This is a genomic window from Pantoea vagans, assembly GCF_001506165.1.
Lineage (GTDB): Bacteria > Pseudomonadota > Gammaproteobacteria > Enterobacterales > Enterobacteriaceae > Pantoea > Pantoea vagans_C.
This window is the reverse complement of the sequence record NZ_CP011427.1, coordinates 27978-54704: the sequence shown is the minus strand read 5'-3', so window position 1 is coordinate 54704 and position 26727 is coordinate 27978. Positions and strand designations below refer to the sequence as shown.

Below are 26727 nucleotides of genomic sequence, written 5' to 3'. Positions count from 1 at the left end.
ATGGCCCGCCTGGTGCGCATAAATGCGCACCCAACGCTGTTATAGGGTCGCCATTTATGGCGACCTGACACGCGTTAATTCTGCTTATCCAGCCACCGCACATACGCCTGATCCCAGAGCGCGGATGGCGTACCCGCTTTACCCAGACCAAAACCGTGTCCGCCGCTGCTGAGTTCAATCAGTTCCACCGGCACGCGCATACGGCGGCAGGCATCACGCATCATTTCAGTGTTATGGGGATTGGAGGTGTGATCGTCTTCCGCCTGCGCCAGGAAGGTGGGCGGATAGGCGCGGGTCACATAGTTTTGCACTGACCAGTTCGCTTCCTGGGTTGGCGTCGCGTGGTCGCCCACCATCATCAGGTGCGTTTTGGTGTTCTGATACGGTGCTTCAAGAGTGATCACCGGATAGATCAGGCCCACGCTGTCGGCGGTTGGGCGAATTTGATCGAGCGGGTCCTGCGCAGGATAGGTCGTGAAGTCGGGGCGTGCTGCCGCCATGCCGAGCAGGTGTCCACCGGCAGAAAATCCGAGCAGATGCACTTTACGCTCCATCGAACGCACCAGACGGATAGCGCGTTGGGCATCCTGCAGTGGCGCGAGATTGCCCGCCTGCCATTTCTCACCCGGCAAACGATAACTCAGCACATACACGGTATAACCATTGGCATTTAACCAGCGCGCCACGGGCCAGGCTTCACGGCCCATACCGATAAAACGATAACCGCCGCCAGCCGCCACAATCACCGCTTCGCCATTGGGATTTTCCGGGCGGAAACGTTGAATCGCTGGAGAAACGATGTTGGTCCAGGAGCCGTTCATACTGACTTTCAACAGACCAGACGGCCCGCCGCCGCCCGGTGGATCATCGGGCCATAATGGAATGATGTCATCACGCGCAAAGAGTTTGCCCGTGGTCATTGAGAGGACGGTAGCCCCGGTAGCCAGCAAAAAGTGACGCCGTGAAAGTTTCATGCCCAGTCGCCAGTATTGAAGATATTTGTCAGCCTTGCGGGCTGAGTCTCGTTATGTGATGCGTGTCGTATTTCAACGCTGGCGATTATGTACGCATTTTGTACAAAAAATCCATAAAAAAAGCGCCTAAAAAAGCGCTTGTTTTATAGCTAATCCAAAAATTCTTTTAATTATCTACTCAGCTCAAATCCCCTAAATAATTCAAGTTGTAGCAAGGCGGCAAGGATGAGAGTTTCCAGGAGCTTACTCCAGTAAGTGACTGGGGCGAGCATCCGCAGCCAACGCCGCGACAGCTTGAAGTATGACGGGGATTTAATCCCCTAAATAATTCGAGCTGTGGCAAGGCGGCAAGGATGAGAGTCCCCAGGAGCTTACACAAGTAAGTGACTGGGGCGAGCATCCGCAGCCAACGCCGCGACAGCTTGAAGTATGACGGGGATTTAGTCTTGCTGCTGGAATTGGGTCATAACAGTTTGCTCGCATTGCTGCTGGTTGTGCCGCAGCTGCGCGCGCTCATCATCACCCAACTCCATCCAGGCGCTGATCACTTCCTGCGCCGTCTCTTCATTGAATTCAGGCTTATCTACAGCGGATGAAGACTGGCTGGCCGCCAGCTGAGACTTCATCTTCGCGGTGTAAGTATCCAGGTCGCTGGTCTTTTTTTCCGTGCTAACGATATGGCACAGCTGGCTGGCGTAGACATTTTCCATCTGATTATCATCACCCTCGGCAGCCAGCACGCTGGCGGACAGGGAAAGTCCCACAAGAGCAAACAGAAACGCTTTCATAACAGGCTCCAGTAATTTCCAGAAAATCACTTTTGATTGTGTTGTGCGCGTGCCGCCTGACGGGCTGCACGCCAGTTTAATAACGGCGTCACCGTGATGCCGTGCAGCACAATGCTGCACACCACTAACGTCAACGCCATATCCACCATTTGCTCCGCCTGCGGGCCATGAAGACCATGCACCCAGGCGTAAGCGATGTAGTTGATACTACCGATGCCGCGAATGCCCAGCCAGCCAATTAACAAGCGGCGCATCAAGGGGATTTCACAGCGCCAGGTGGTGATCCACACCGCCAGCGGCCGCACCACCACAAACAGCAGCAGCGCCAGGCCAATGCCTGTCAGGTTCCAGTGCTGCGCCAGCGTGATACCCAGCACCACCATCATGCCCGCCGCCAGCAGGCGCTCGATGGTATCACCAAATGACAACGCATCACCGATCACCAAACCCACTGATTTCACCATGCCGCTGCCGCCGTGCGCCAGACGCTGGTTAGGATTGACGCGTGCCTCAGCAGGCAGGTATTGCTCTTCTTCTGACACCGCCTCTTGCGGATAGTGCTTCACCACCCGCAATTCTGCGCGTCGCAAACCGACACCCGCCGCGAACGTCGCCAGAAAGCCAGAGGCATCCACCGCTTGTGCTGCCGCATAGCTCAGTGCAATTAACGCCAGAGCGAGGAAGTCATTGGGAGCGATGTCTTGATGGGCACTGCGCAGATGAGTCGTTAACTGGCCGATGACGCGTCCCAGCAGATAACCAATGCCCAGCCCGCCCGCGATGGCCCATAACACATCTTTCATTGCCCATGCGCTGAGGTTGCTGACATTCAACGATTCAGGCGCGAGCATTAACAGCGCCAGCATCAATAACGGCAACGCTGAGCCATCGTTCATGCCCGCTTCACTGGAGAGGGCCACGCGCAGAGCATCATCATCACGCGCATCGTTAACCGATATCAGGCTGGCGAGCACCGGATCGGTCGGCGCAACAATCGCGCCAAATGCCAGCGACAGCGCCCAGTCAAAACCGGTGATCCAGTGTACCAGCAACGTCATGCCCCCCACGGTGAGCAGCATGGCCGGAAAGGCTAAACGCACCCCCACTCTCCAGGCATGCGCCTTAAGCGGCAAACGTAGCTTGAGCCCGGTGATAAACAGCGAGGCGGCCATGGCGATTTCGGTCAGGTGGGCGGCCAGACTGGCGTGGCCGATAATGTCGAGTTGCAACAGATTGAACATCCACGGGCCGCACAAGATGCCCGCGAACAGGTAAAGCCCAAACGCAGTCACTGGCCCACGGTGAATCCAACCGGAAGCCAGTGACATCAGAAGTAGCAGACCACCGGTGGCGGCAGTCCAGGCCAGGAAGTTCATAACGCTCCGTTTTTAAATCATATCCTCCCTTAAGCCTGGCACAGGAATACCAATCAGTTTTTCAGGTGGCGGCTCGCCAGACGGATCATCAAAGCCAGCGCAGCAGCCAAGGTTGAGAGCGTCACCACGCCGGTCCAGCCAAAGTGAGCCAGCGCCAGGCTGCCGAGTGCCGCGCCCGTTGCCATGCCGATAAACACCACGGTAAACATCAGCGCATTCAGGCGGCTACGCGCTTCAGGAGCCAGGCTGTACACCAGCGTCTGATGCGCCACCAGCGTGGCCTGTACACCTAAATCGAAGCCCACCGTACTGATGATAATCAGACCAATCTGTGCCGGAACCGGTAAAACTGGCAGCAGGAACATCAAGGCAAATGACACCATCACCAGCGAGGCACCGTACTGCGTGACACGCGCTGGACCAATGCGGTCCGCCACACTGCCCGCCAACGGCGCTGCCAGCGCACCTGCTGCGCCTGCCAGGCCGAATGCCCCCGCCACGGCGCTGTCAAAATGGAATTTATCACTCAGCATCAACGCCAGCGTTGACCAGAAAGCGCTAAAGCCTACCGACAGCAGCCCTTGCGCTATTGCGGCACGACGCAGTGTCTGGTGATGCTGCCACAGGTGCGCCAGCGACAGCAGCAGACGCGGGTAGCTCACCGATGTGCCGGGTTTAAAGCTGGGCAGTACCCGCCACAACGCCAGGCTGATCAACAACACCGCGCCTGCCGCCACCAGGTACATGGTGCGCCAGCCAAAATACTCCGCCACCACGCCACTGACGACGCGTGACAGCAGAATCCCCACCAGCAAGCCAGTCATGACGGTGCCAACGGTTTTCCCGCGACTGCGCTCCGGCGCTAAGGCGGCTGACGCCGGGACGATATCCTGCGCCACGGTGGCGGTTAAGCCGGTGACAAAGCTGGCAATCAACAATGCATTCAAGCCACCAGAAAAGCCGCACAGCAGCAGCGCGGCCATCAGCAGCAGTCCTTTAATCAGGATGATGGTGCGGCGGTCATGGCGGTCACCGAGCGGTGCCAGCAACAGGATGCCGAGCGCGTATCCGGCCTGAGTCAGCATCGGCACCATGCCCACGCTGCCGATACCGACGTTAAATTGTTTACTGATGATATCCAGCATCGGTTGGCTGTAGTAAATCGATGCCACGCTGAGCCCGGCACCCGCCGCGAGCGTAAACACCAGCGGTGCCGGTAGTTTTTCCGCTGGCATGGCAGAAGATTGCGAAATGGCTGACATATTGGTTTCCCCCGTGAAAGTGCGCTTATTAAAGCGCGTTGCCGCCATACGCGGTAGACTGCTCAAACACAGAACTGTTATGCATGGTGTGTATGAGCAATTCAGCCAGTATTGACCGCATTGAACTGATGCAAACTTTTATACGTATTGTCGAGAGCGGCTCGCTTTCCGCAGCCGCCGTGCAGCTGGGCACCACGCAGCCCACCATCAGCCGTCGATTACAGGCGCTGGAACAACGGTTGGGGCTGAAGTTGATCCTGCGCACCACGCACGCTCTGAAACTCACTGACGATGGTGAGCGCTGTTATGCACAGGCCCGGCAGTTACTGGCAACCTGGCATGCACTGGAGGATGAACTCACCGGTTCCAGTGACGATCCAATAGGCACGCTGCGGGTCCGTGCACCGCACGCCTTTGGTCAGGATCAGTTGATTGATCCGCTGGTAGATTATCTCCAGCGCTATCCGCGCCTGACGGTGGAGTGGATGCTCAATGACCGCACGCCAGATTTCATTAGTGAGAACGTTGACTGCGCCATCCAGGTCGGCGTGGTGAGCGATCCCTCCCTGGTGGCGATTTTGCTGGCTGAAGTACCGCGTTTTGTGGTCGCCTCCCCGTCACTGCTGGCGCAGCATCCGCCGATTGACGAGGTGACACAGCTCACCGAACTCCCCTGGCTGGCACTGACCAGCTTCTACCGTAATGAACTGATGCTGCAGCGGCGCAGCGATAGCCAGGCAGTGAATCTGGCGATTGCTCCGCGTCTCGCCAGCGACAGCCTGTACGCCATCCGCAAGGCGGCACTCGCCGGTATGGGCGCAGCGATTCTTTCTTCGTGGGTAGTGCAGGAGGATTTAGCGAAAGGGGCGTTGGTTCAGTTGGTGCCCGAGTGGCAAGCCCCGCCGCTGCCGGTGTGGCTGATCTATCCGTGGGCCAGTTATTATCCCGCGAGGATGCGGCATTTTTTCGCGATGATCAGAGATGTGATGCCGAAACTGGCGGGGACACAACCGGTGTTGAAATGATGGGGGCGAGCGAATGGCCCCCACCTGCTTACTTCTTCTCCACCTTCGACATATTATCCAGCCAGCCCATCACAAAGGCCGACAGCACAAAGGTCAGGTGAATAATCACGTACCACATCAGTTTGCTGTTATCGACGTTGCGCGCGTCCATAAAGATACGCAGCAGGTGGATCGATGAAATCGCCACAATCGAGGCCGCGACTTTGTTCTTCAGCGAGCCGGAATCCATTTTGCCCAGCCAGCTCAGCTTCTCTTTGTTCTCATCAATATCCAGCTTAGAAACAAAGTTCTCATAGCCAGAGAGCATCACCATCACCAGCAATCCGCCGACCAGCGTCATATCCACCAGTGACAGCAGCAGCAGAATCAAATCGTTTTCCGCAATGCTGAAAATATTGGGCAACAGGTGAATAATTTCCTGGAAAAATTTGATGGTCAGCGCCAGCAGCCCCAGCGAAAGTCCAATGTAAACCGGGGCCAACAACCAGCGCGATGTATACATCAGGTTTTCGATAAAACGTTCCATAATTTCCCATTAATCAACAAACAAGTGGTCGAGTATAACCGAACTTGTGTGAAGTTATTTCAGCCCTTCTTCAGAAATTTCAGGGGCCGCAGGCAGCGGCAGCGACAGACGAAACTCCGCGCCGCCTGCCGGGCGGTTTTCCGCCCAGATACGCCCACGATGGGATTCAATGATGGTTTTGCTGATCGCCAAACCCAGCCCGACACCCGGCACAGCGGACTCCTTATCCCCACGCGCGAATTTATCGAAAATACGCGTCAGGTTTTCCGCCGCGATACCCGGACCGTTGTCCCACACCGCAATCTCCAGCCGCTCGTTATCACGCCATGCACGAATACCGTGCTGGGCCGCGTTGCCAGCATACTTCAGACTGTTTTCAATCAGGTTGGTAAACACGCGTTCCAGCATGGCGCTGTCGCCTTTGATTAGCACCAGCTCTGGCGGCAGATCGAGTGTAAAATCGTGCCCTTTCAGCGACGGTCCCATGCTGCTTAACGCACCGCCAATCACCTCATCCAGCGCCACCCACTCATCACGCAGGTTGAGGCCACCGGACTGGATACGCGCCATATCCAGCATGTTGCTTACCAGCCGAATGGTGCTGAGCGTCTGTTCGCGAATTTGATTGGCTTGTCCGACATATTTTGAGTCTTCCCCCGCCAAATCGAGCATCAGCATCTCCGCCTGGCCAAACAGCACCGTTAGCGGCGTGCGCAGGTCGTGCGACAGCGCAGACAGCAAGGCATTGCGCAGTTGCTCACGCTCTGCTGCCAGGCGTGAAGCCGCCTCACTCTGTGAGAGCGCCATACGTTCTAGCGCGTTGGCGATCAGCACGGTGAAGGTTTCCACCAGACGCTGCTGTTCTGGGATCATCAACTGGCGCAGGTTTTCCGGTTCCACTACCAGCAAGCCACGACAGTGATTGCCGCTCTTCAACGGCAGGATTTGATAAGGCACGGCGGGCAGCGTATCCGTGCCCGCTCCCGCCGGTTGCGCCTTGCTGAAACTCCATTTCGCGATGCCGAGATCCGGCGGTGTGCCGATGCTGCTCTCACCGACCGCCTGCAACTCGCCCTGCTCATCCGGCAGCAACAGCTGGCTGCGCGCCTGCAGGGTGACATCAATCACCCGCTGGCTGGTGGCGGCGATATCCTGCGGGGTGAGCGCGCTGCCCAGGGATTTCGCCATCTCATACAGGTGTCGCGCACGCTGTTCACGATAGCGCGCCACTTTGGCCTGATAACGCACGCCAGCGGTCAGGTTACCGACAATCACCCCCACTGCCAGCATCACTGCGAAGGTCACCAGATACTGCAAATCCGACACCGCCACCGTGCCGGTGGGGGCCACAAAGAACAGGTCGAAGGCGAGGATGTTGATTACCGTGGCAAACACCGACGGCCAGCGCCCGAAGCGCAACGCCACCAGCACCACCGCCAGCAGGTAAATCATCACTGCATTGGCTGGATCGAACTCCACCAGCAGCCTGCGCCCCACAAGGGTGACCAAAATGCACAGCGCAATCGCCATCAGGCAGCCACGCAGATGCAGCCGCCACTTATCGCTGCTGGCCGGTTTCCCGCCCAGCGGATGCGGTGCATCGCGCACCGGTTCATCTAAGGCAACCACCAGCAAATCGAGATCGGGGCCGAGTTGGCCCAGACGCTGCGCAAAACTGTCGCGTCGCCAGCGCCGCTGCGGCTGGCGTCCGGTAACAATTTTGCCGAGGTTGTGCTCGCGAGCGTAGCGCAGCACCGCTCGCGCTTCATCAGGATCGGACAAGGTGGCGGTTTCAGCCCCCAGCTCCTGTGCCAGTTGCAGGGTGCGCAAAATCCCGCGCCGACGCGCTTCCGGCAGGCGATTCAGGCGTGGCGTTTCAACATAGACCGCATGCCATTCGCTGCCGAGGCGCGCCGCTAAACGGGCCGCAGTACGCACCAGTTTCTCGCTGCCGGTGTCATCACCAATGCACAGCAGGATGGCGTCACGCGTGTGCCACACTTTGTCGCGGCCCTGCTGATCGCGCCAGGCGCGCATCTGGTCATCCACGCGGTCTGCCGTGCGGCGCAGCGCCAGTTCTCGCAGGGCAAACAGGTTGCCTTTACGGAAGAAGTTTTCAATCGCACGTTCGGCGCGATCGCCCACGTAGACCTTGCCCTCTTTCAGCCGCTGGCGCAGATCGTCCGGAGGCAGATCCACCAGCACCACTTCATCGGCGCTATCGAAAAACGGATCGGGCACGGTTTCCCGCACCTGAATGCCGGTCACCCCGCCGACCACATCGTTGAGGCTCTCCAGATGTTGCACATTAACGGTGGTAATCACATCAATGCCCGCTTCCAGCAGCTCTTCGATGTCCTGCCAGCGTTTGGGATGGCGCGAGCCTTGCACATTAGTGTGCGCCAGTTCGTCCATCAGGATCACCGCCGGATGGCGTGCCAGCGCTGCATCGAGATCGAATTCGGCATGGCGTGAGCGCCCGGTGGCGCGACGGGGAAGCACCGCCAGACCGCTGAGCAGCGCGGCAGTCTCTTCACGTCCATGGGTTTCCACCACGCCCGCCAGCACATCGAGGCCTTGCGTGCGTAAGCGCTGTGCCTCCTGCAGCATGGCAAAGGTTTTCCCTACGCCTGCACAGGCGCCGAAGTAGATTTTCAGCTTACCGCGATGGCTGTCGCTATGGTTAAGCAGCAGCGCATCGGGGTCAGGGCGGGTGATGTCGTCGTTCATCAGTTATCCATTTTTGCGTCATTATCCCTGCAACGCATCTAGCGCCATATTCAATCGCAGCACGTTTACCGTCTCTTCACCGATAAACGGCAGCAGCGGACGTTCGGTGTTGCGGGCAATTAGCGCTTCGACATCCTTCAGCGCCATATTGCGCGCCGCGGCGATACGTGGCGCCTGCCACAGTGCTGCTTCGGGTGAAATATCCGGATCTAAACCACTCGCCGAAGCGGTGACCAACTCCACGGGCACCGCAGCGGGCGCCTGGGGATTAGCGCTGCGCAGCGCGGCCACCCGTTCCGCCACCGCTTTATCCAGCGCCGGATTACTCGCCGCCAGATTGCTGCCACTGGAGGCCAGTGCGTTGTAAGGCGTATCGCCCGTCGCTGACGGGCGGCCCCAAAAGTGCCCCGGTTGATTAAAGAGCTGCCCGATCACATCGGAGCCGCGCACTGCGCCATCTTGCTTAATCAATGACCCGTTGGCCTGCGCCGGGAACCACCACTGCGCTAAGCCGGTGGTGAGCAGCGGATAGACCGCACCGGTCAACAAGGTGAGCAGTATTAACAATACAATAGCCGGACGTAACTGACTCATTTCTCTTCTCCTTAAACCAGGCCAAACAGCGTCAGCAGCAGGTCGATGGCTTTAATACCCACAAACGGCACCACTAATCCGCCGACCCCGTAGATCCACAGGTTGCGACGCAGCAGTGCAGCGGCACTCATCGGGCGATAACTCACGCCTTTTAGTGCCAGCGGAATCAGGAACACAATCACCAGCGCGTTGAAAATCACCGCTGACAGAATCGCCGAATTCGGAGAGTGCAGTGCCATCACGTTCAGCATATTGAGCTGCGGATAGGTGGCAGCAAACGCCGCAGGGATGATGGCGAAGTACTTCGCCACGTCGTTGGCAATACTGAAGGTGGTGAGCGAGCCGCGTGTCATCAGCATCTGTTTACCGATGTGCACCACTTCCAGCAATTTGGTCGGGTTGGAGTCGAGATCGACCATGTTGCCCGCCTCTTTCGCCGCCTGGGTACCCGAGTTCATCGCCACCGCCACATCCGCTTGCGCCAGCGCAGGCGCATCGTTGGTGCCGTCACCGGTCATCGCCACTAACCGCCCTTCGGCCTGATACTGGCGAATCAGCGCCAGCTTGGCTTCCGGCGTAGCTTCCGAAAGGAAATCATCCACCCCCGCTTCCGCCGCAATCGCTGCCGCCGTTAGCGGGTTGTCACCGGTGATCATCACGGTTTTGATGCCCATTTTGCGCAGTTCGGCGAAACGCTCTTTGATACCGCCTTTGACGATATCTTTCAGCGCCACCACGCCCAGCACCTGCGCACCTTCCGCCACCACCAGCGGTGTGCCCCCGGCACGTGCCACTTCTTCCACGCTGGCGTTGACTTCTGCCGGGAAACGACCGTGATTAGCTTCGATATGGCGGCGAACCGCGTCGACTGCGCCTTTGCGAATCAGACGATCCTGCACGTTGACGCCACTCATACGTGTCTGCGCCGAGAACGGAATAAAGCTGGCTCCCATGCTGCTGAGATCGCGCTCGCGCAGGTTAAATTTCTGCTTCGCCAGCACCACGATACTGCGCCCTTCCGGGGTTTCATCCGCCAGCGAAGCCAGCTGTGCGGCATCCGCCAACTGCTGCTCAGTAACGCCCGGCGCAGGCATAAACTGCGTGGCCTGACGGTTACCCAAGGTGATGGTGCCGGTTTTGTCCAGCATCAACACATCCACGTCACCAGCGGCTTCCACCGCGCGCCCGCTGGTGGCTATCACGTTAGCACCCAGCATGCGGCTCATCCCCGCTACACCAATCGCCGACAGCAGGCCACCGATGGTGGTCGGAATCAGGCACACCAGCAATGCCACCAGTACCGTCACGCTGACCGGTGTGCCGCCATAGGCGGAAAATGGCCACAAGGTCGCGGTCGCCAGCAAGAACACGATGGTCAGTGACACCAGCAGAATAGTCAGCGCAATCTCGTTCGGCGTTTTGCGGCGTTTAGCGCCTTCCACCATGGCGATCATGCGATCGAGGAAGGTCTCGCCAGGATTGACGCTGCATTGGATCACCAGCCAGTCAGAAAGAATGCGCGTACCACCAGTGACTGAAGAAAAATCGCCGCCGGATTCACGAATGACCGGGGCAGACTCCCCGGTAATCGCGCTCTCATCCACTGATGCGCCGCCCTCCAGCACTTCACCGTCACAGGGAATGATGTCACCGGCTTCCACCAGCACCACATCACCTTTACGCAGCGTATCGGCCGCCACGTTATGCCATTGGGCACCGTAACGCGCTTCCGCCAGCTTTTTCGCATCACTGGTTTTACTGATGCCTTTCAAACTGTTGGCCTGCGCCTTGCTGCGTCCTTCCGCCAGCGCTTCGGCGAAGTTGGCAAACAGCACGGTGAACCACAGCCAGATCGCAACACCGGCGGTAAAGCCGGCATTGCCGCTTAAATGGCCGCTCAGCATACCGATGGCCAGCAGCGAGGTCAGCACGCTGCCGAGCCACACCAGAAACATCACCGGGTTGCGCACCTGTACACGCGGGTCGAGTTTTTTCACCGCATCGAACACGGCGGTGCGCGTTAACGCCGCATCAAACAGCGCCAGTTGTTGACGACTCATGATTCCGTTATCCCTGAATGAGTTGCAGATGTTCCGCTACCGGGCCGAGTGCCAGCGCGGGGATAAAGGTCAGTGCCCCCACCAGCAATACGGTGCCAATCAGCAGCGCGATAAACAGTGGGCCGTGGGTCGGCAGCGTACCGTTGCCCACCGGCTGGATTTTCTTCGCCGCCAGCGAACCGGCAATCGCCATCACCGGAATGATGATGCCGAAGCGCCCCACCAACATGCAGAAGGCCAGCAGCAGGTTCCAGAACGGGGTATTGGCACTTAAACCAGCAAAGGCACTGCCGTTGTTGTTGGCAGCCGACGAGACGGCGTACAACACTTCGCTGAAACCGTGAATGCCTGGGTTGGCCATCCCGGCGCGTCCGGCGTCCGTCATCATCGCCAGCGCGGTGCCCAGCAGGACCAGGGTAGGGGTCACCAGAATCGCCAGTGCGGTCATTTTCATCTCCCACACGTCGATTTTTTTCCCCATGTACTCCGGCGTGCGACCGATCATTAACCCGGCGATAAATACCCCGAGCAGCACGAACAGCAGCATGCCGTACAGACCCGCCCCCACGCCGCCGAACACCACTTCACCCAACTGCATCAACCACATCGGCACCATACCGCCGAGCGCGGTGAAGGAGTCATGCATGGCGTTGACCGCACCACATGAAGCAGCGGTGGTGATCACGGCAAACAGGCTGGAGTTGAGAATACCGAAGCGCGTCTCTTTGCCTTCCATGTTGATGGCGCTGTCCGCCCCCAGCGTCAGGAAGTGTGGATTGCCGCGAACCTCAGCCCACATCACCGTGATCACCGCCAGTACGAACATAATGGTCATCGCCCACAGCAGCATATGGCCCTGACGACGGTCGCTCAGATGCTGGCCGAAGGTGAAGCACAGCGCAGCCGGGATCAGGAAAATACTCAGCATTTGCACAAAGTTGGTCAGTGCAGTTGGGTTCTCAAACGGGTGGGCTGAGTTAACGTTGAAGAAGCCACCGCCGTTGGTGCCCAGCATTTTAATCGCCTCCTGCGAGGCCACCGGACCGAGCGGCAGCGTTTGCTGCGCCCCTTCCAGCGTGGTAAGGGCATGGTAAGGTTCAAAGGTCTGGATGCTGCCCTGAGAGACAAAAAACAGCGCCATCACCAGGCTGATCGGCAGCAGCACGTAGAGGATGATACGCGTCAAATCACGCCAGGCGTTGCCCAGCGTATCCAGTGAGCGATTGGCAAAGCCACGGATCAGCGCAAACGCCACCGCGATACCGGTCGCCGCCGACAGGAAGTTTTGCACCGTGAGCCCCGCCATCTGGCTGAAATAGCTCACCGTACTTTCGCCCGCATAAGCCTGCCAGTTGGTGTTGGTGACAAAGCTGATCGCGGTGTTCAGTGCCAAATCCCAACTGAGATTAGGCAAGTGCTGCGGGTTGAGCGGCAGCGTGCCTTGCAGCATCAGAATCGCCAACAGCACCCCAAATCCAAGCGCATTGAACAGCAGGATTGCCAGCAGATAGTGTGGCCAGCGCATGGCCCCCCTCTCCACACCCGCCAGTCGCCACAGCGCGCGTTCGGTGCGCGGCAGCAACGGCTTGTCGGCCACCAGCAGCACCAGAAAACGCCCGAGCGGTTGCGCCAGCACCATCAGCACCAGCAGGAATACCGCAATCAGTAAAAATGCATTCGCAGCCATCAGAATGCCTCCGCATTAAGCAGGGCATAAATCAGGTAGCCCAGTAGAATAAACACCAGCACGATGCCGGCAATCACGCCCACGCTCACAGCAACCTCCAGAGGATTTGGTAGTGCTGCAAGCATGCGCGGCGCGGCATAAAGAAGGGGTAAAAAGGCAGGAATCTGGCGTAAAGAAAGTATAAAAATGCTGTGGAATTAAGCGGTTTCCAGCGCCCAGATGCGATTAAGATCGACGTTTTGCCACAGGCCGCTGTCCTCTGCACCGGTGATGCTGTCGGTACAGAATGAGTCACCGAGATCCAACTCTTCCGGTTTGACTTCGCGCTGCGCATGCAGCGACCAGAACACATGGACTTTCGGTTTCAGCAGAGATTTTTCCCCGGCCTTGACCACCAGCGCCACGCGCCCAGAAGCCAGCCGCACCAGCGACCCTACCGGATAGATACCGATGGTACGCACAAAGGCATGCAGCAGCGTGTTGTCGAAGTGACCACGCCAGCTCAGCATGTTGTGCATCGCCTCTGCGGGCGTCCATCCCTTACGGTAAGGGCGATTGGAGGTCACCGCATCGTAAACATCACACACTGCGGCCATCCGCGAGAACAGCGAAATTTCCTCGCCTTTGAGGCCATGCGGATAGCCACTGCCATCGACTTTTTCATGATGGTGCAGCGCGATATCTAACAGGTCTTCACCGGCATCGGCCTCCATCAACAATTGCGCCCCGGTAATCGGGTGCTGGCGCATGATGGTGAACTCTTCTTCGGTGAGTTTGCCCGGCTTGTTGAGGATTTCCAGCGGCACGGCGGCTTTGCCGACATCGTGCAACAATCCGCCCATGCCTACACGGCGCTGTTGGTGCTCATCCAGACCGATTTTCTTGCCCAGCGAGATCATCAGTCCGCACACCGCCATCGAGTGCAGATAGGTGTAATCATCATGATTCTTCAGGCGCGCCACGCTGAGCAGTGCCGTGGGTTCACGCGTGATGGAACCGGCGATGTCATCAACCAGGTCCAGCATGTAGTCGAGATCCAGCCCCTGCCCCATACGCGCTTCGTTGAACATCGCCAGCACTTGCGGTTTACCTTGCTTGAAGAGGGTCTGCGCCTGATCCAGCTCTTTGAAAAATGGAGTTTGAGGAATCTCTTTTTTCGGTTCAGGCTTCGCGGGTGCCTGTACCGATTTGTCGAGATCGATCCATAACTGCTGGATCCCCTCATTGCGGATCATCGCGATCTGGCGCTTATCAGTGATCAGCATTTGGTTACGAATGCGTTTGTCCTTGAGCCACCAAACCTCCAGTTTGTGGATGAACATTCCTTGCCGCAGTTCGTCAACGGTAATCAGCTTTATCACGATATCTCTCCTTAATATCAGTGGATGGTAAGGAGAGGTATCGGCAGCTGAGCAAATAATCTTCAGGAGTGATTTGTGCTATCGGGTCGCGGCGTGATGTCGCGCATAGCGGTAGCGGCAGTGTGGGGGGTTCACTTCATGAATTGCACCGCTACGTTTTATGTAGGCATGTGTGTCTGGTGCTTGTCAGGCAACCTGAATCCCACGCTGCGCTAAAAAGGTATTTAACGGCGTGACACGACTTAACTCTTCTTGGGTGCGGGCATCATTTTCCACTTCCCACTGGTCCTGATAGCGTTGCAGGTTAAGCCAAAAATCGACAGAGGTCGCAAAAACCGCCGCTAAACGGTACGCCATCTCAGTGGTCATTTTGCGGTTGTTATTGACCAATGCGCTGGCCGTATTTCTGTGTACATTCAGCATCTCAGCCAAGTCATTGACTTTAAGATGGAGGGGTTCGAGGAACTCATATTGCAGCACATCACCTACACTGGTGGGCTTACGCTTTGCCTGATTCATTTCGGCTTCTCTTCACTGTTGGTTTCCGACCACATACAGTCGTTATTGGTAGTGTCTGTAACTATGCGGATCGAGATAAAGATCGCTGGCTTCTCCATTTATCCAACGAAAAATAAGCCGATATTGCTCATTTACGCGGATAGCGTAATAACCCTGCAAGGGGGGTTTTAGAGTTTCCAGACGGTTCCCGGGTGGCGATCGCAGATCATGATACGTTTTGGCGGCATTGATAATGTCGAGTTTGCGCGCCAGTGCGGATTCAATCGACTTGGGGAGATGTCTGTGCGGTGTGGCATAGATAAAAAATTGCTGAAGCCAATCATCTCTAAAATGTTTAATTGCACCCGTCATTTGCTTCCTGCCTGAAAGTAAAACTTGCGGGAAAGCTAATGACAGATTGCACAGCAATCAAGTGCATAATTTAACATTATAGTCAGTATTTGAACGGGATTACAAAAAGATTTTGGGATTCAGTAAAACATCATGAGAAGCGTGCGCAGACTCGCATGACGCAATAAATTGCGCCTTGGTGTGAAGAGTTAAATCTGTGCTCACCCTACTAAAACCAGACACGATAGTCGTAGAGGCGTCATGGCCTCAGACAATGTGCCCTTTTTGACAACGCGCACTTAAGCTAATGAGCAGGCTGGGGTCGCACCGGGGCAGGCATCCGCAGCGCTGAACGGCGTGAGTATGCCAGGAGAGCCCGCAGGACGCGGGCGAAAGGTGGCGCTGGAACATAGATGTTCCATCTGCACCGGTCCGTAAGGCAGACGAATGAAGTGAAGGTACCGCGTAGCGGCGTGAGGACCGCCAGCCCCGGTGCGACCCCAGACGGCGTTATCGTCAGTCGCTTAACTGACGAGCATTCTGCCAATAATGGCGACCTGCAAGCCTTACACCACCCGCGTCAGCACCGCTTCGCCCTGCGAGAACGCCAGCAGGTTTTCAAATACCAGGTCGGCCATCGCTGCCATGGTTTCAACGGTGCTGCTGGCGAGGTGGGGGGTGATCACCACGTCATCACGCGTTAATAACGCCGCTGGCACTGACGGTTCCTGCTCAAACACATCCAGACCGGCACCGGCAATCTCACCCGCTTCAAGGGCCGCGATTAACGCCTGCTCATCCACTACGCTGCCGCGCGCGATATTGATCAGGAAGCCCTTTGGCCCCAGCGCACGCAGCACCTCGGCATTCACCAGATGATGGGTCGAGGCACCGCCCGGCAGGGTCAGCACCAGGAAATCAGCCTGCTTTGCCAGTGACAGCAACGAATCGTGGCGGGTATAAGGCACATCCGGGCGCGAACGTGGGTTGTAAAAATGCACATCCATATCAAATACCTGCGCGCGCTTTGCCAACTCTTTACCGATACCGCCCAGCCCAACAATGCCGCACACCTTCCCGCCCACTTTGGTGGTCAGTGGATAACGCCCCTTCGCGAGCCACTCCCCGGCGCGCACATAGCGGTCGGATGCGCTGATGCGGCGCGCCACATCCAGTAGCAGCGCCATACCGGTATCCGCCACACAGCTGTTCAACACCCCCGGCGTGTTGGTCACCACAATGCCACGCGCTTCGGCAGCGGCGATGTCAATCGCGTCATAGCCAACGCCGTTACTGCAAATCACTTTCAGATTCGGCAGTTGCGCCAGCAACGCCGCGTTTGCGCCCATCAGGGCATTGCCGCTGGTCACCAGCGCATCAATACTGGCACCGTGCTGTGCCAGCCACGCGGCCTGGTCATCCTGCTGCCACAAACGCGAGGTGGCGAAATGCGCATCAAGGTTGTCCTGCAGCCGCTGCGGCAACAACGGGCCTTTCAGCAATACGTTAAACGGCTTTGATACCATCATGTTTCCCCTGTGTTTTATAGGATGCTACCGACGAATCTTGTTCATCACCGACACGCTCGATGGGGCCCATCACCAGCAAGAACAGCAGTGCTGCGACAATGCAGTGTGCACCAACGAACACCAAGCCAATACTGTAGCTGCCGGTCAAACCGACGATGATGCCGAACAGCAGCGGCGTGATGAACCCGGCCATATTGCCGATGCCGTTGAAAATCGCGCCCGCCAGACCTACCGCTTCTTTCGGTGCGGTGTCACTGACAATGGTCCAGGTGCCTGCGCCGGCCGCCACGCCCTTACCGAAGAAGGCAAACGACATAATGGCGATAATGCCCGCATTGGTCGGGATCACGGCAGCCAGAATCAGCGAGGCTGCCATCAGCATACCGACGATGTAGGGAGTTTTACGCGCCCAGGACAGGCTCCAGCCGTTTGCCAGCAGCTTGTCAGAGATGTATCCCCCGCTGATGCCGCCGAGGAAACCAAACAGCGCCGGCGCAATAGTGGCGAAACCGGCTTCCATAATGTTCATGCCACGTGCCTGCACCAGATAGATCGGGAACCAGGTGATAAAGAAGTAGCTGAGCGCAATGATGCAGTACTGCCCAATGTAGGCGCACCACAGCATGCGGTTGCTGAGCAGAGTTTTAAACATCGCTTTACTTAACGGCGGTCGTGCCTTGAGGGTTTGCGCAGAGTCGATGTCCACCAGCGCACCGCCCTCCTCGATGTATTGCAACTCACTGGCGGAGACATGCGGATGCTGTTTGGGGCTGCGCATGTACCAGCCCCAGATGAACACTGCCAGCACGCCAATACCGCCCAGCACAAAGAACGGCCACTCCCAGCCGAAGCGTGATACCAGCCAGCCTGACAGCGGCGAGAAAATTGCCACAGCAAAGTATTGCGCCGAAGCAAACAGAGACGATGCGCGCCCGCGTTCCGCGCCGGGAAACCACATGATCACCGCACGCGCATTGGCCGGGAAACTGGGTGCTTCAATCAGGCCCAACGCAAAGCGCAGCGCAAACATCAATACCAGCGCCATGGTCATGCCGTTGGAGAACTCCCCAATAAAGCCCATTAGAATGGTGGAAACTGACCACAGCGCCAGCGTCACGCCATAGACTTTTTTGGTGCCGAAACGGTCGAGGAACAGGCCGCCGGGGATCTGACCGATCACATACGCCCAGCTAAATGCTGACAAGATCAGCCCAAGCTGGATCGCCGAAAGACCAAACTCCTCTTTGATCGCCGATCCAGAGATCGACAGGATCGAGCGGTCGGCATAGGCCACCACGGATAAAAACAGGATCAGACAGAGGATCCAGATTCGCACATGACTGTTCTGTTTAGGGTTTTGACTCTGCAACATGGCTGAATTCCTCAATAAGGGAGCCTCCTGCTCCGAAGCGATGATGATCAGGAATACCGCTTAAATTTCGCTGTTCAGCCACTATAGAGAGCCTGATGCAAGCTGGTCATTGTGCGAATGGAGGAATCCACAGGTTGATTTCACCTGAGTTTTGGCATCTGCCACAACACGAGGTGCGGCGCTGCACAGATTCCCAAATAACCTGGTGCTTTTGCTCTGGAATGTGCGCCAGCCCTGAGAAAAAACTTCGCAACATAACTATGAGCCTGCAAATCGTGATGCACCCGCGAGCAAAGTGTGCGCTGCGCAGCAAAATCCATTCATGTCGATTGTCAGTATGCTGGCCGCCTCGTAGGCTGAAAATGATTCCAATGAACCATTTTAATTTTCATTGGAATATTCATTCTAATAACAAGCTTACCCTGGAGTCCGCGATGAAAACCCTCAAGGCAATACTGTTGCTTGGCCTGCTGTCCAGTTCAGCCTCTGCGCTGGCAGAAAAAATTGGCGTGTCGATGGCTTACTTCGATCAGAACTTTTTAACCATTATTCGTCACTCCATTGATAAAGAAGCCAAAGCGCGCGGACTCGATGTGCAGTTTGAAGATGCACGCGGTGATGTCGGTCGCCAGACCGATCAGGTACAGAGTTTTATCGGCGCGGGTGTGGATGCCATCATTGTCGATCCGGTTGATTCCGCCAGCACCCCACAACTGACCAAGCTGGCGCAGCAGGCGAAGATTCCGCTGGTGTATGTCAACCGCACGCCAGGCGATAAAACCTTGCCCGCAGGTGTGGTGTTTGTCGGTTCTGACGAACGCGAGTCCGGCACTTTACAGATGGAAGCGCTGGCGAAAATGGCCAATTACAAAGGCAACGTGGCGATCATGATCGGCAACCTGACCGATGCCGGCGCGCTGCAACGCACCAAGGATGTGGAACAGGTAGTGGCAAAATATCCGGGGATGAAAGTGGTACAAAAGCAGCCTGCCAACTATGCGCGTAACGAAGGCATGGACCTGATGAACAATTGGATCGGCAACGGCGAAGCGATTGATATTGTCGCCGCCAACAACGACGAGATGGCGATCGGGGCTGCCATGGCGCTGGCGAAAAACAACAAAAAGGTGCTGGTGGGCGGGATTGATGCCACGCCGGATGGGCTGAAAGCGATGGCGCAAGGCAAAATGCAGGTCACGGTGTTCCAGGATGCCGTCGGTCAAGGCAAAGCGTCCGTGGATGCGGCGCAGAAGCTGATTAAAGGCGAGAAGATTGATTCACACGTGTGGATCCCGTTCGAGCTGGTGACCAAAGAGAATATGCAGAAGTACGTTGAAAAAAGTCAGTAACGGTTTCGTGGTCGCCATCAATGGCGACCCTACAACCCCTGTTGGGTGCGCATTTATGCGCACCGTTTCCAAGACCGCCCCTCATTTACTCCCGCAGTTTCGCCATCATCACGATGTCGTGATATTCGCCGTTACGCAGGCAGGCTTTACGCTTCACGCCCTCATGCTCAAAACCCAGGCGCTGATAGAGCCGTATCGCACGCGCATTATCGTGAAACGCTTCCAGCTCAATGCGCATCACGCCCAGCCAGTTGAACGCATAATCGATGGCGTTGCGGATCAGTTTCTCGCCAATCCCACGCCCACCAAACGCTGGATCAACGCTGATGCCGAAGCTGATGCTGTGACGCGTACGTGGACGTTGTTCCACAAATAGCGTCAGTTCGCCCACCATCTGCCCATCCAGCTCAGCCACAAAGCCGATATAACCCAGTGCATCCATATTCTCGAATTTCTTCTGCCACGTCTGCACGCTGGGAAACGGCAGCTGTGTGGTCCAGCTGTACACCTCAGGGTGGCTGTAAAGGCGTTGATAAGCGGCAGCATCGGCTGGTTCGCGACCGCGAATGATCAGATCCATGTCGGTAATCCCTATTTAGTTGCACTAAGCTGTTAACTCTCACCAAACGGAAAGAGTGACTTTATGTTGTATCGTCGTTTTGAACGTTTTATCAATATTTTCCAGGATGCACCAACCGATTCTCCACCCGCCAGCGTATGGCCGTTCTATCTCTACTACCTGCGTCAGGTGTGGCCAAGCTTTGTCGCCCTGCTGATTGTCGGGCTGGCGCAGGCGCTGATTGAAGTGGCGCTGTTTAGCTATCTCAGCCGTATTATCGACCTGGTGAATCACTCCACACCCGCCACCCTTTTTACCGATAACTGGCCGGTGCTGCTGTGGATGGGCTTTGTCGCCCTAATCTTACGGCCAGTGATCATCGCCTTGCACGATATGCTGGTGCACCAAAGCATTAACCCAAGCATGACCAGCATGATCCGTTGGCAGCATCACAACTACGTGCTGCGCCAGAGCCTGAACTTCTTCCAGAATGACTTCGCCGGGCGCATCGCCCAACGCATCATGCAAACCGGCAACTCACTGCGCGATTCCGCGGTGCAGTTAGTGGATGCCATCTGGCATGTGGTGATTTACGCCGTGACCTCGCTGGTGCTGTTCGCCGAAGCCGACTGGCGCTTAATGATTCCGCTGATTATCTGGATCGTCGCTTATAGCGTGTCGCTGAGCTTCTTTGTGCCGCGCGTGAAGCAGCGTTCCGTGGTCTCTTCCGAGGCGCGCTCGAAACTGATGGGCACCATTGTGGATGGCTACACCAATATCGCCACCATCAAATTATTTGCCCACAACGATCTGGAGAAGCGCTATGCGCGTGAAGCGATTCAGGAGCAGACCGACAAAACCCAGCACGCCAGCCGCATGGTCACCACCATGGATATCACGCTGTCGACACTGAACGGCCTGCTGATTGTCAGCACCTCAGCGCTGGCATTGTGGTTGTGGAGCCAGTCCCTGATCAGCGTGGGCGCCATTGCGCTGGCCACCGGGTTGGTGATTCGCCTGGTGAATATGTCAGGCTGGATCATGTGGGTGGTCAACGGCATCTTCGAAAACATCGGTATGGTGCAAGATGGTTTGAACACCATTGCCCAGCCGCTGAGCGTGCAGGATGAGCCGCAGGCGAAAAAGCTACAGGTCTCACGCGGCCAGATTCGTTTTGAAGATGTGCGCTTTGATTACGGTGGCAGTCGCCAGGTGATCAATCGCCTCAATCTCACCATCAAACCCGGCGAGAAAATCGGTTTGATCGGGCCGTCCGGTGCCGGTAAATCCACGATGGTCAATCTACTGCTGCGTCTCTATGACATCAACGGCGGGCGCATCCTGATAGATGACCAGAACATCGCCGAGGTGACACAAGAGAGCCTACGCGGGCAGATTGGTATGATCACCCAAGACACCTCGCTGCTGCACCGTTCGATTCGTGAAAACCTGCTGTACGGGCGTCCGGATGCCACTGAGGATGAGCTGCAAGCGGCGATTATCCGCGCCCGTGCTGATGAGTTCATTCCGCTGCTGTCCGATCCACAAGGCCGTACCGGGTTGGATGCACATGTCGGTGAGCGCGGGGTGAAATTGTCTGGCGGCCAGCGTCAGCGTATCGCTATCGCCCGCGTGCTGCTGAAAGATGCGCCGATTCTGATCATGGATGAGGCCACGTCAGCACTGGATTCCGAAGTGGAAGCAGCGATTCAGGAGAGCCTGGAAACCCTGATGCAGGGCAAAACGGTGATTGCCATCGCGCACCGTCTTTCCACTATCGCCAAAATGGATCGCCTGGTGGTGCTGGAGAAAGGTGAAATTGTCGAGATGGGCAACCACCGCGAGCTGCTGGCACACGGCGGCTTGTACGCGCGTTTGTGGCAGCATCAGACCGGTGGTTTTGTCGGCGCGGATTAATCGCCACGTCGATACGGCAGGGCATCGCGCGCTTCAATCGCCCAGGCGCGCATCCCTGCCCGCTCCTGCACCAGATATTCCTCCACCGCTGCACGCAATCCCGGATGGCACAGGTAGTGCCATGAGTGGGTAATTTGCGGTTCGAAGCCGCGCACCAGTTTGTGCTCACCTTGTGCTCCGGCATCAAAGCGCTGCAACCCTTCGGCAATGGCGAAATCCATCCCCTGATAGAAGCAGGTTTCAAAGTGCAGGCGGTCAAACTCCGCCAGACAGCCCCAGTAGCGCCCGTAGAGCGTATTACCATCCACCAGATAAAAGGCCATGGCGGCCGGCTGGCCCTGCACGCTGGCGATGGTCACCCGTATCGATCGCGGCATACGTTCGGCCAGCAAACTGAAGAACTGGCGCGTCAGATAGGGACGCTGCCCGCGCACCGCGTAGGTGTTGGCATAACAGGTGTAGACGAAATCCCACTGATCTTCGCTCAGCTCATCACCGCGATACCAATGAAATTCAAAGCCGCTGCTCGCCACCTGTTCACGCTCTTTACGCAGCTGTTTACGCTTGCGCGACATCAGGGTGTCGAGGAAATCCTGAAAATCCCGGTAGCCTTTGTTGTGCCAGTGATACTGAATGCCAAGGCGTGCCAGCCAGTCGGGTTGCTGCGCCATAACATCGTTGGCGAACGGCGTGGTGAAGTTGATATGCGCGCCGCTCAGGCTGTGCTGCTGTAAATGGTCAGGCAATGCCGCCAGCAGTTGGGTAATGGCAGTATGATCCCCCAACAAACGGGCACCGGTCACCGGGCTGAAGGGAATCGCGCCCAGCCATTTCGGGTAATACTGAATGCCCGCACGGTGGCAAGCATCCGCCCAGGCGTGGTCGAACACATACTCGCCCTGAGAATTGCGTTTTCGATAGCCCGGTAGTGCGGCGCTGAGCGTGCCATTTTCACGCCACAGCAGGTGATCGGGCTGCCAGCCATTTTCTGGCCGCACGCAACCGCTCTCTTCAAGCGTGAGCAGAAAGGCGTGGCGTAGAAAAGGTTGATCGTCAGGTAACAGCGCATCCCATTCGAGAGCGGAAATCTCCGTCAGCGATGACAGGTGAAGCAAAGACATTGATGGCTCCCGGCCAGCTTGAGGCGAAAGCCTAGTTCAACAGGTTTTGCGGCAGGGGAAAAGAGGCGGCGCACTGAATGCCTAATGGATCAGATACGATTAAAGTTCATGCGGCCTTTAACCAGATGCGCATGAATGCGCACCCTACAAATGTAGGGTCGCCATTTATGGCGACCGCTTTAATCAGTGCACGTAACCACAGAAATTTCAATCAATCACGTATACTCACCCTTTTCCCTTGACTGGAACCGCCATGGATCGTCTCGATTGTGACCGCATGTTTGTCGCGGTGCTGGAAGTGGGCAGTTTTGCTGGCGCCGCTGAGCGTCTTGGCACCAGTAGCGGCCAGGCTTCAAAGCTGGTGTCACGGCTGGAGCAGGAGCTGGGGGTGCAGCTGTTTAAACGCAGCACGCGTGCACTGTCGCCCACGGAAGTGGGTCGGGCCTATTACGAACGGGTGAAAACCTTGCTGGAAGCCTTCGATACGCTGGATGCCACGGTACGTGAAAACGCCACCACCCCCACCGGCCGCCTGAAAATCAGCGCACCTGGCACTTTCGGTACGGCGGTGCTCGCCAGCGTGTTAGTGGCTTTCGCTCGCCACTATCCGTTGATTGAACTGGACGTTAATTTCTCCGATCGTGCAGTCAACATCGTGGATGAAGGCTTCGACATGGCGATTCGCATTGGCAAGCTGGATGACAGCAGCCTGATTGCGCGCCGTCTGGGTGATGTGCCGATTCGCGTGGCGGCATCGCCCGCCTACTTGCTGCAACAAGGCACGCCACAGCACTGGCGCGATCTGGCCGCTCATCAATGTATCAGCGACACCAATTTTCGCGATCCCTGGCACTGGCCGTTTGTCACACCTTGCGGCGATAGCGTCAGCATGCCGATTCGCGGCCGTTTATGTTTTTCCAATACCGAAGCCTGTTTGCAGGCGGCGATTGCTGGTTTGGGCATCGCGCGTTTGCCCGGTTTTATCGCCGCGCCTGCGCTACAGCGGGGTGAAATCGTCTCGCTACTGGAAAACTTTGCCACGCCACCGCTGGGCCTGTTTGCCCTCTATCCGCCCGCCCGCCATCTGGCGCAAAAGACCCGCTTGCTGATTGATTTCCTCGCCGAACATTTCCAGCAGCAACCACCCGGCTGATTCCTTCCAATTTGGAAGCAATGATTGTCATTTTGCCCGGATTATCACCCAACCAGCAGCGCGATATGCTGACTCTATCACCACAGAGGAGCAGAGCGATGTTGGTAAACGGTAAGTGGAGCGCAGAGTGGCATCCGGTACAAGCCACCGATAAACAAGGCGGTTTTGTCCGTCAGACGTCCAGTTTTCGCCACTGGATCACCGCAGACGGCTCCAGCGAATTTGCAGCCGAGCCGGATCGCTATCATCTGTATGTGGCGCTGATTTGCCCGTGGGCTTCCCGCACCTTGGTGGCGCGGAGTCTGAAGGGACTGGAGGATGTCATCAGCGTATCGGTGGTGGAACCGCAGTTGGGCGCACAGGGCTGGCATTTCGGCGACTATCCCGGTGCCGACCGCGACTGGCTGAATAAGGCCGAATACATTCACGAATTGTATACCCGCGCAGATGCCGACTTTACCGGTCGCGCCACCGTCCCGGTGCTGTGGGATAAAAAGACGCAGACCATAGTGAACAACGAGTCAGCGGATATCCTGCGCATGCTGAACAGTGGATTTGGCGATCTGGCGAACAATAGCCTCGATCTTTATCCCGAGGATCTGCGTGCCGAGATCGACGCGATCAACGAATCGGTCTATCCCCGTCTGAACAATGGCGTCTATCGCACCGGTTTTGCCACCACTCAGGTGAGCTATCAGCAGGCGTTCAACGACGTATTCAGCCAGCTCGATGAACTGGAGCAACGCTTGCAGGATGGTCGCACCTTCCTGTTGGGCGAGCGCCTGACCGAAGCGGATATTCGTCTGTTTGTCACGCTGATCCGCTTTGACGTGGCCTACCACGGCCTGTTCAAATGTAACCTGCGCCGTCTGCGCGACTATCCGCTGCTCGATCGCTATCTGAAGAGTATGCTGGCGGTTTCGGGTGTGCGTCAGACAGTTAACATTGACCATATCAAACAGGGTTATTACTCAATCAAAGCGTTGAATCCCAACGGTATTGTGCCGGTTGGCCCCGATATGGCGGATTACGGTTTTTAAGGAGCAGTGGCATGGCAAAAGCATTAGTGATTTTTTTACACGGTGTAGGCAGTAATGGCGACGATCTGGCGGTGCTGGGTCAGCATTGGTCCAGTCTGCTGCCAGATGTGGCTTTTGCCTCGCCGAATGCGCCTTTTCCGTTTGAACATGCAATGGGTTACCAGTGGTTTAGCCTGACGGGGATCACGACAGAAAACCGTCCGGCGCGCGTACGCGAAGCGCGTGCGGCCTTTGATGCGACGTTACAGCAGTTGATGGCGCAGCACGGGATGGCTGATGCGTGGGATAAAGTGATTCTGGTGGGCTTTTCGCAGGGCTCGATTATGGCGCTGGATGCGCTGGCATCGGGACGCTACCCATTAGCAGGCGTGGTGGCGTTTTCAGGCCGCCTCTCTTTTGACGGTACATTAACCCCACAAGCCCATACCCCGGCACTGCTGATTCACGGCAAAGCAGATGGCGTGATTCCCTACAGCGAGACTGAATCCGCCGCGCAGCGTCTGCAGGCAGCGGGTTTGGCGGTCGAAGCGCGTTATGAAGCCACTACCGGGCATACCCTCTCTTCACAGGGTGCCATGCAGGCCGCGACCTTTATCGCTCAGTGCCTGCAGGATTAAGGCCAGTAACGGTTTAGTGCCTGCCAGGCTTGTTGCGCAGCCACTTCCGGCGGCTGCGCTTTTAATGCATCGTTGAACACTTCAATGCCTACCGGCCCACTGTAGCCGCCACTTTTCAGCTTATCGATAAAGCGTTCGACTTCAATGATGCCGTCGCCGGGCAGTAAACGCTGGTGGCGCGCATAGTCACTGAGCGCACCCGGCTCTTGCGGCGGCATCTCCGCCATATCACACAGTTGCACCTCGTAAATCCGATCGGCGGGTATACCATCCAGTTGCGAGGCATCACCGCCTAACGCACAGATGTGGAAAAGATCGACCACCAGCCCGATATTCGGCTGATCCAGTCGCTGCAAACGTTCCCATGCCAGCGGCAGCGTATTGTCGACGCTGCACCACGCCATCGGCTCATACATGATGCGCATGTTGTAGCGTGCGGCTTCGGATGCCATCCAGCGCAAATCTTCATCGATACGTTCGGCCACGCAGTCTGTGCGAGTGGTGGCAGGTGCCTGCAGCGTGTTGCAGCCCATCGCCTGTGCAATCTGGATGAACTGCCGCATTTCCTCGCGCTTTTGCAGCCGCAGATGATCCGGCGCACCCGTGAAATCGCGCAGCACCTGCAGATTGGTAAAGCCGAGGGCTAACTGTTGCGCCAGCGGCGCTGTATTGGCTTCAACGTCTTCCCGCCAGATCTCAACCTGCTCGAAACCCGCTGCACGTGCGGCACGCAGCTTTTGCTCAGGTTCACCGTTTAACAACACCAGGTTAAGGAATTTGGGGTTACTTCGCATCAACGGGCTCCCTAATCGTCCGGATAAATCGGTGACAGGTTCTG

Annotated in this window: 24 protein-coding genes; 6 read left to right on the top strand and 18 right to left on the bottom strand. The window is 57.0% G+C overall.

The genetic code is table 11. The annotated features are described in order from the left end of the window. Window positions 1-74: 74 nt before the first annotated feature. From LK04_RS00245 to LK04_RS00230, 4 genes are all read right to left on the bottom strand, one after another. Window positions 75-920, bottom strand: coding sequence for an alpha/beta hydrolase (locus tag LK04_RS00245; protein WP_039328439.1), 846 nt, complete (start codon window positions 918-920; stop codon window positions 75-77). 494 nt (window positions 921-1414) lie between these two features. Continuing rightward, on the bottom strand, window positions 1415-1762 hold the full coding sequence (locus tag LK04_RS00240; protein WP_039328369.1) for a hypothetical protein: 348 nt from the start codon (window positions 1760-1762) through the stop codon (window positions 1415-1417). A 26-nt stretch (window positions 1763-1788) separates the two neighbouring features. Next, window positions 1789-3138 (bottom strand): cation:proton antiporter, encoded by a 1350-nt coding sequence (locus LK04_RS00235; protein ID WP_039328368.1) that lies wholly within the window; start codon window positions 3136-3138, stop codon window positions 1789-1791. 53 nt (window positions 3139-3191) lie between these two features. After that, entirely contained in the window at window positions 3192-4400 is a 1209-nt protein-coding gene (locus tag LK04_RS00230; RefSeq protein WP_039328438.1) for an MFS transporter, read from the bottom strand. 92 nt (window positions 4401-4492) lie between these two features. Between LK04_RS00230 and LK04_RS00225 the strand changes: the two genes are divergently transcribed. After that, window positions 4493-5425 (top strand): LysR family transcriptional regulator, encoded by a 933-nt coding sequence (locus LK04_RS00225; RefSeq protein WP_039328367.1) that lies wholly within the window; start codon window positions 4493-4495, stop codon window positions 5423-5425. 28 nt (window positions 5426-5453) lie between these two features. Here LK04_RS00225 and LK04_RS00220 read toward each other — a convergent pair whose 3' ends face one another. The 11 genes from LK04_RS00220 to LK04_RS00170 all read right to left on the bottom strand — a co-directional run bounded on the left by LK04_RS00220 (window position 5454) and on the right by LK04_RS00170 (window position 18133). After that, entirely contained in the window at window positions 5454-5951 is a 498-nt protein-coding gene (locus LK04_RS00220) for a TIGR00645 family protein (RefSeq protein ID WP_039328365.1), read from the bottom strand. A gap of 54 nt (window positions 5952-6005) precedes the next feature. Further along, on the bottom strand, window positions 6006-8681 hold the full coding sequence (kdpD, locus tag LK04_RS00215; protein ID WP_059109756.1) for a two-component system sensor histidine kinase KdpD: 2676 nt from the start codon (window positions 8679-8681) through the stop codon (window positions 6006-6008). A 21-nt stretch (window positions 8682-8702) separates the two neighbouring features. Next, window positions 8703-9275, bottom strand: a complete 573-nt coding sequence (gene kdpC / locus LK04_RS00210; RefSeq protein ID WP_039337257.1) for a potassium-transporting ATPase subunit KdpC — start codon at window positions 9273-9275, stop codon at window positions 8703-8705. 11 nt (window positions 9276-9286) lie between these two features. After that, window positions 9287-11335 (bottom strand): potassium-transporting ATPase subunit KdpB, encoded by a 2049-nt coding sequence (gene kdpB / locus LK04_RS00205; protein WP_059109755.1) that lies wholly within the window; start codon window positions 11333-11335, stop codon window positions 9287-9289. A gap of 7 nt (window positions 11336-11342) precedes the next feature. Then, entirely contained in the window at window positions 11343-13022 is a 1680-nt protein-coding gene (kdpA, locus tag LK04_RS00200; protein WP_039337343.1) for a potassium-transporting ATPase subunit KdpA, read from the bottom strand. After that, window positions 13022-13111, bottom strand: a complete 90-nt coding sequence (gene kdpF, locus LK04_RS00195; protein ID WP_100701897.1) for a K(+)-transporting ATPase subunit F — start codon at window positions 13109-13111, stop codon at window positions 13022-13024. Before kdpF ends, kdpA begins: the two co-directional genes overlap by 1 nt. A gap of 108 nt (window positions 13112-13219) precedes the next feature. Further along, window positions 13220-14383: an HD-GYP domain-containing protein gene (locus LK04_RS00190; RefSeq protein WP_039337345.1), complete on the bottom strand. Its 1164-nt coding sequence runs from the start codon at window positions 14381-14383 to the stop codon at window positions 13220-13222. A 186-nt stretch (window positions 14384-14569) separates the two neighbouring features. After that, the gene (locus tag LK04_RS00185; RefSeq protein WP_039337346.1) at window positions 14570-14902 is read right to left on the bottom strand and encodes a HigA family addiction module antitoxin; all 333 of its coding nucleotides are present in this window, start codon (window positions 14900-14902) and stop codon (window positions 14570-14572) included. A gap of 42 nt (window positions 14903-14944) precedes the next feature. Further along, entirely contained in the window at window positions 14945-15253 is a 309-nt protein-coding gene (locus LK04_RS00180) for a type II toxin-antitoxin system RelE/ParE family toxin (protein WP_039337348.1), read from the bottom strand. A 545-nt stretch (window positions 15254-15798) separates the two neighbouring features. Further along, window positions 15799-16758, bottom strand: a complete 960-nt coding sequence (locus tag LK04_RS00175) for a 2-hydroxyacid dehydrogenase (protein WP_039337350.1) — start codon at window positions 16756-16758, stop codon at window positions 15799-15801. Continuing rightward, complete coding sequence (locus LK04_RS00170; protein WP_059109754.1) at window positions 16739-18133, bottom strand: MFS transporter; 1395 nt, start codon at window positions 18131-18133, stop codon at window positions 16739-16741. Before LK04_RS00170 ends, LK04_RS00175 begins: the two co-directional genes overlap by 20 nt. Before the next feature lie 434 nt (window positions 18134-18567). Between LK04_RS00170 and LK04_RS00165 the strand changes: the two genes are divergently transcribed. Further along, window positions 18568-19482: a sugar ABC transporter substrate-binding protein gene (locus LK04_RS00165; RefSeq protein WP_039333098.1), complete on the top strand. Its 915-nt coding sequence runs from the start codon at window positions 18568-18570 to the stop codon at window positions 19480-19482. 85 nt (window positions 19483-19567) lie between these two features. On the opposite strand, the gene LK04_RS00160 is transcribed toward LK04_RS00165, so the two are convergent. Then, entirely contained in the window at window positions 19568-20062 is a 495-nt protein-coding gene (locus LK04_RS00160) for a GNAT family N-acetyltransferase (protein ID WP_039333095.1), read from the bottom strand. A 63-nt stretch (window positions 20063-20125) separates the two neighbouring features. On the opposite strand from LK04_RS00160, the gene LK04_RS00155 reads away from it, so the two are divergent. Further along, on the top strand, window positions 20126-21958 hold the full coding sequence (locus tag LK04_RS00155) for an ABC transporter ATP-binding protein (RefSeq protein WP_039333093.1): 1833 nt from the start codon (window positions 20126-20128) through the stop codon (window positions 21956-21958). Here the strand turns inward: LK04_RS00155 and LK04_RS00150 are convergent. Next, entirely contained in the window at window positions 21955-23079 is a 1125-nt protein-coding gene (locus LK04_RS00150) for a GNAT family N-acetyltransferase (protein ID WP_039333091.1), read from the bottom strand. The two genes, LK04_RS00155 and LK04_RS00150, sit on opposite strands and share 4 nt — an antisense overlap. 253 nt (window positions 23080-23332) lie before the next feature. Between LK04_RS00150 and LK04_RS00145 the strand changes: the two genes are divergently transcribed. From LK04_RS00145 to LK04_RS00135, 3 genes are all read left to right on the top strand, one after another. Further along, window positions 23333-24232 carry a LysR family transcriptional regulator gene (locus LK04_RS00145; protein ID WP_039333088.1) on the top strand — a complete coding sequence of 300 codons (900 nt, stop codon included), beginning with the start codon at window positions 23333-23335 and terminating at the stop codon, window positions 24230-24232. A 98-nt stretch (window positions 24233-24330) separates the two neighbouring features. Next, the gene (locus LK04_RS00140) at window positions 24331-25272 is read left to right on the top strand and encodes a glutathione S-transferase family protein (protein ID WP_039333086.1); all 942 of its coding nucleotides are present in this window, start codon (window positions 24331-24333) and stop codon (window positions 25270-25272) included. 11 nt (window positions 25273-25283) lie between these two features. Then, window positions 25284-25889, top strand: a complete 606-nt coding sequence (locus LK04_RS00135; RefSeq protein ID WP_039333084.1) for an alpha/beta hydrolase — start codon at window positions 25284-25286, stop codon at window positions 25887-25889. On the opposite strand, the gene LK04_RS00130 is transcribed toward LK04_RS00135, so the two are convergent. Next, window positions 25886-26683, bottom strand: coding sequence for a sugar phosphate isomerase/epimerase family protein (locus LK04_RS00130; RefSeq protein WP_039333082.1), 798 nt, complete (start codon window positions 26681-26683; stop codon window positions 25886-25888). The two genes, LK04_RS00135 and LK04_RS00130, sit on opposite strands and share 4 nt — an antisense overlap. Between the last annotated feature and the right edge of the window lie 44 nt (window positions 26684-26727).

Bases quoted from the DNA above. Each gene is read 5' to 3' on its own strand.
- LK04_RS00245 (WP_039328439.1), bottom strand. From the start codon at position 920: ATGACCACGGGCAAACTCTTTGCGCGTGATGACATCATTCCATTATGG.
- LK04_RS00240 (WP_039328369.1), bottom strand. From the start codon at position 1,762: ATGAAAGCGTTTCTGTTTGCTCTTGTGGGACTTTCCCTGTCCGCCAGC.
- LK04_RS00235 (WP_039328368.1), bottom strand. From the start codon at position 3,138: ATGAACTTCCTGGCCTGGACTGCCGCCACCGGTGGTCTGCTACTTCTG.
- LK04_RS00230 (WP_039328438.1), bottom strand. From the start codon at position 4,400: ATGTCAGCCATTTCGCAATCTTCTGCCATGCCAGCGGAAAAACTACCG.
- LK04_RS00225 (WP_039328367.1), top strand. From the start codon at position 4,493: ATGAGCAATTCAGCCAGTATTGACCGCATTGAACTGATGCAAACTTTT.
- LK04_RS00220 (WP_039328365.1), bottom strand. From the start codon at position 5,951: ATGGAACGTTTTATCGAAAACCTGATGTATACATCGCGCTGGTTGTTG.
- kdpD (WP_059109756.1), bottom strand. From the start codon at position 8,681: ATGAACGACGACATCACCCGCCCTGACCCCGATGCGCTGCTGCTTAAC.
- kdpC (WP_039337257.1), bottom strand. From the start codon at position 9,275: ATGAGTCAGTTACGTCCGGCTATTGTATTGTTAATACTGCTCACCTTG.
- kdpB (WP_059109755.1), bottom strand. From the start codon at position 11,335: ATGAGTCGTCAACAACTGGCGCTGTTTGATGCGGCGTTAACGCGCACC.
- kdpA (WP_039337343.1), bottom strand. From the start codon at position 13,022: ATGGCTGCGAATGCATTTTTACTGATTGCGGTATTCCTGCTGGTGCTG.
- LK04_RS00185 (WP_039337346.1), bottom strand. From the start codon at position 14,902: ATGAATCAGGCAAAGCGTAAGCCCACCAGTGTAGGTGATGTGCTGCAA.
- LK04_RS00180 (WP_039337348.1), bottom strand. From the start codon at position 15,253: ATGACGGGTGCAATTAAACATTTTAGAGATGATTGGCTTCAGCAATTT.
- LK04_RS00175 (WP_039337350.1), bottom strand. From the start codon at position 16,758: ATGGTATCAAAGCCGTTTAACGTATTGCTGAAAGGCCCGTTGTTGCCG.
- LK04_RS00170 (WP_059109754.1), bottom strand. From the start codon at position 18,133: ATGTTGCAGAGTCAAAACCCTAAACAGAACAGTCATGTGCGAATCTGG.
- LK04_RS00165 (WP_039333098.1), top strand. From the start codon at position 18,568: ATGAAAACCCTCAAGGCAATACTGTTGCTTGGCCTGCTGTCCAGTTCA.
- LK04_RS00160 (WP_039333095.1), bottom strand. From the start codon at position 20,062: ATGGATCTGATCATTCGCGGTCGCGAACCAGCCGATGCTGCCGCTTAT.
- LK04_RS00155 (WP_039333093.1), top strand. From the start codon at position 20,126: ATGTTGTATCGTCGTTTTGAACGTTTTATCAATATTTTCCAGGATGCA.
- LK04_RS00150 (WP_039333091.1), bottom strand. From the start codon at position 23,079: ATGTCTTTGCTTCACCTGTCATCGCTGACGGAGATTTCCGCTCTCGAA.
- LK04_RS00145 (WP_039333088.1), top strand. From the start codon at position 23,333: ATGGATCGTCTCGATTGTGACCGCATGTTTGTCGCGGTGCTGGAAGTG.
- LK04_RS00140 (WP_039333086.1), top strand. From the start codon at position 24,331: ATGTTGGTAAACGGTAAGTGGAGCGCAGAGTGGCATCCGGTACAAGCC.
- LK04_RS00135 (WP_039333084.1), top strand. From the start codon at position 25,284: ATGGCAAAAGCATTAGTGATTTTTTTACACGGTGTAGGCAGTAATGGC.
- LK04_RS00130 (WP_039333082.1), bottom strand. From the start codon at position 26,683: ATGCGAAGTAACCCCAAATTCCTTAACCTGGTGTTGTTAAACGGTGAA.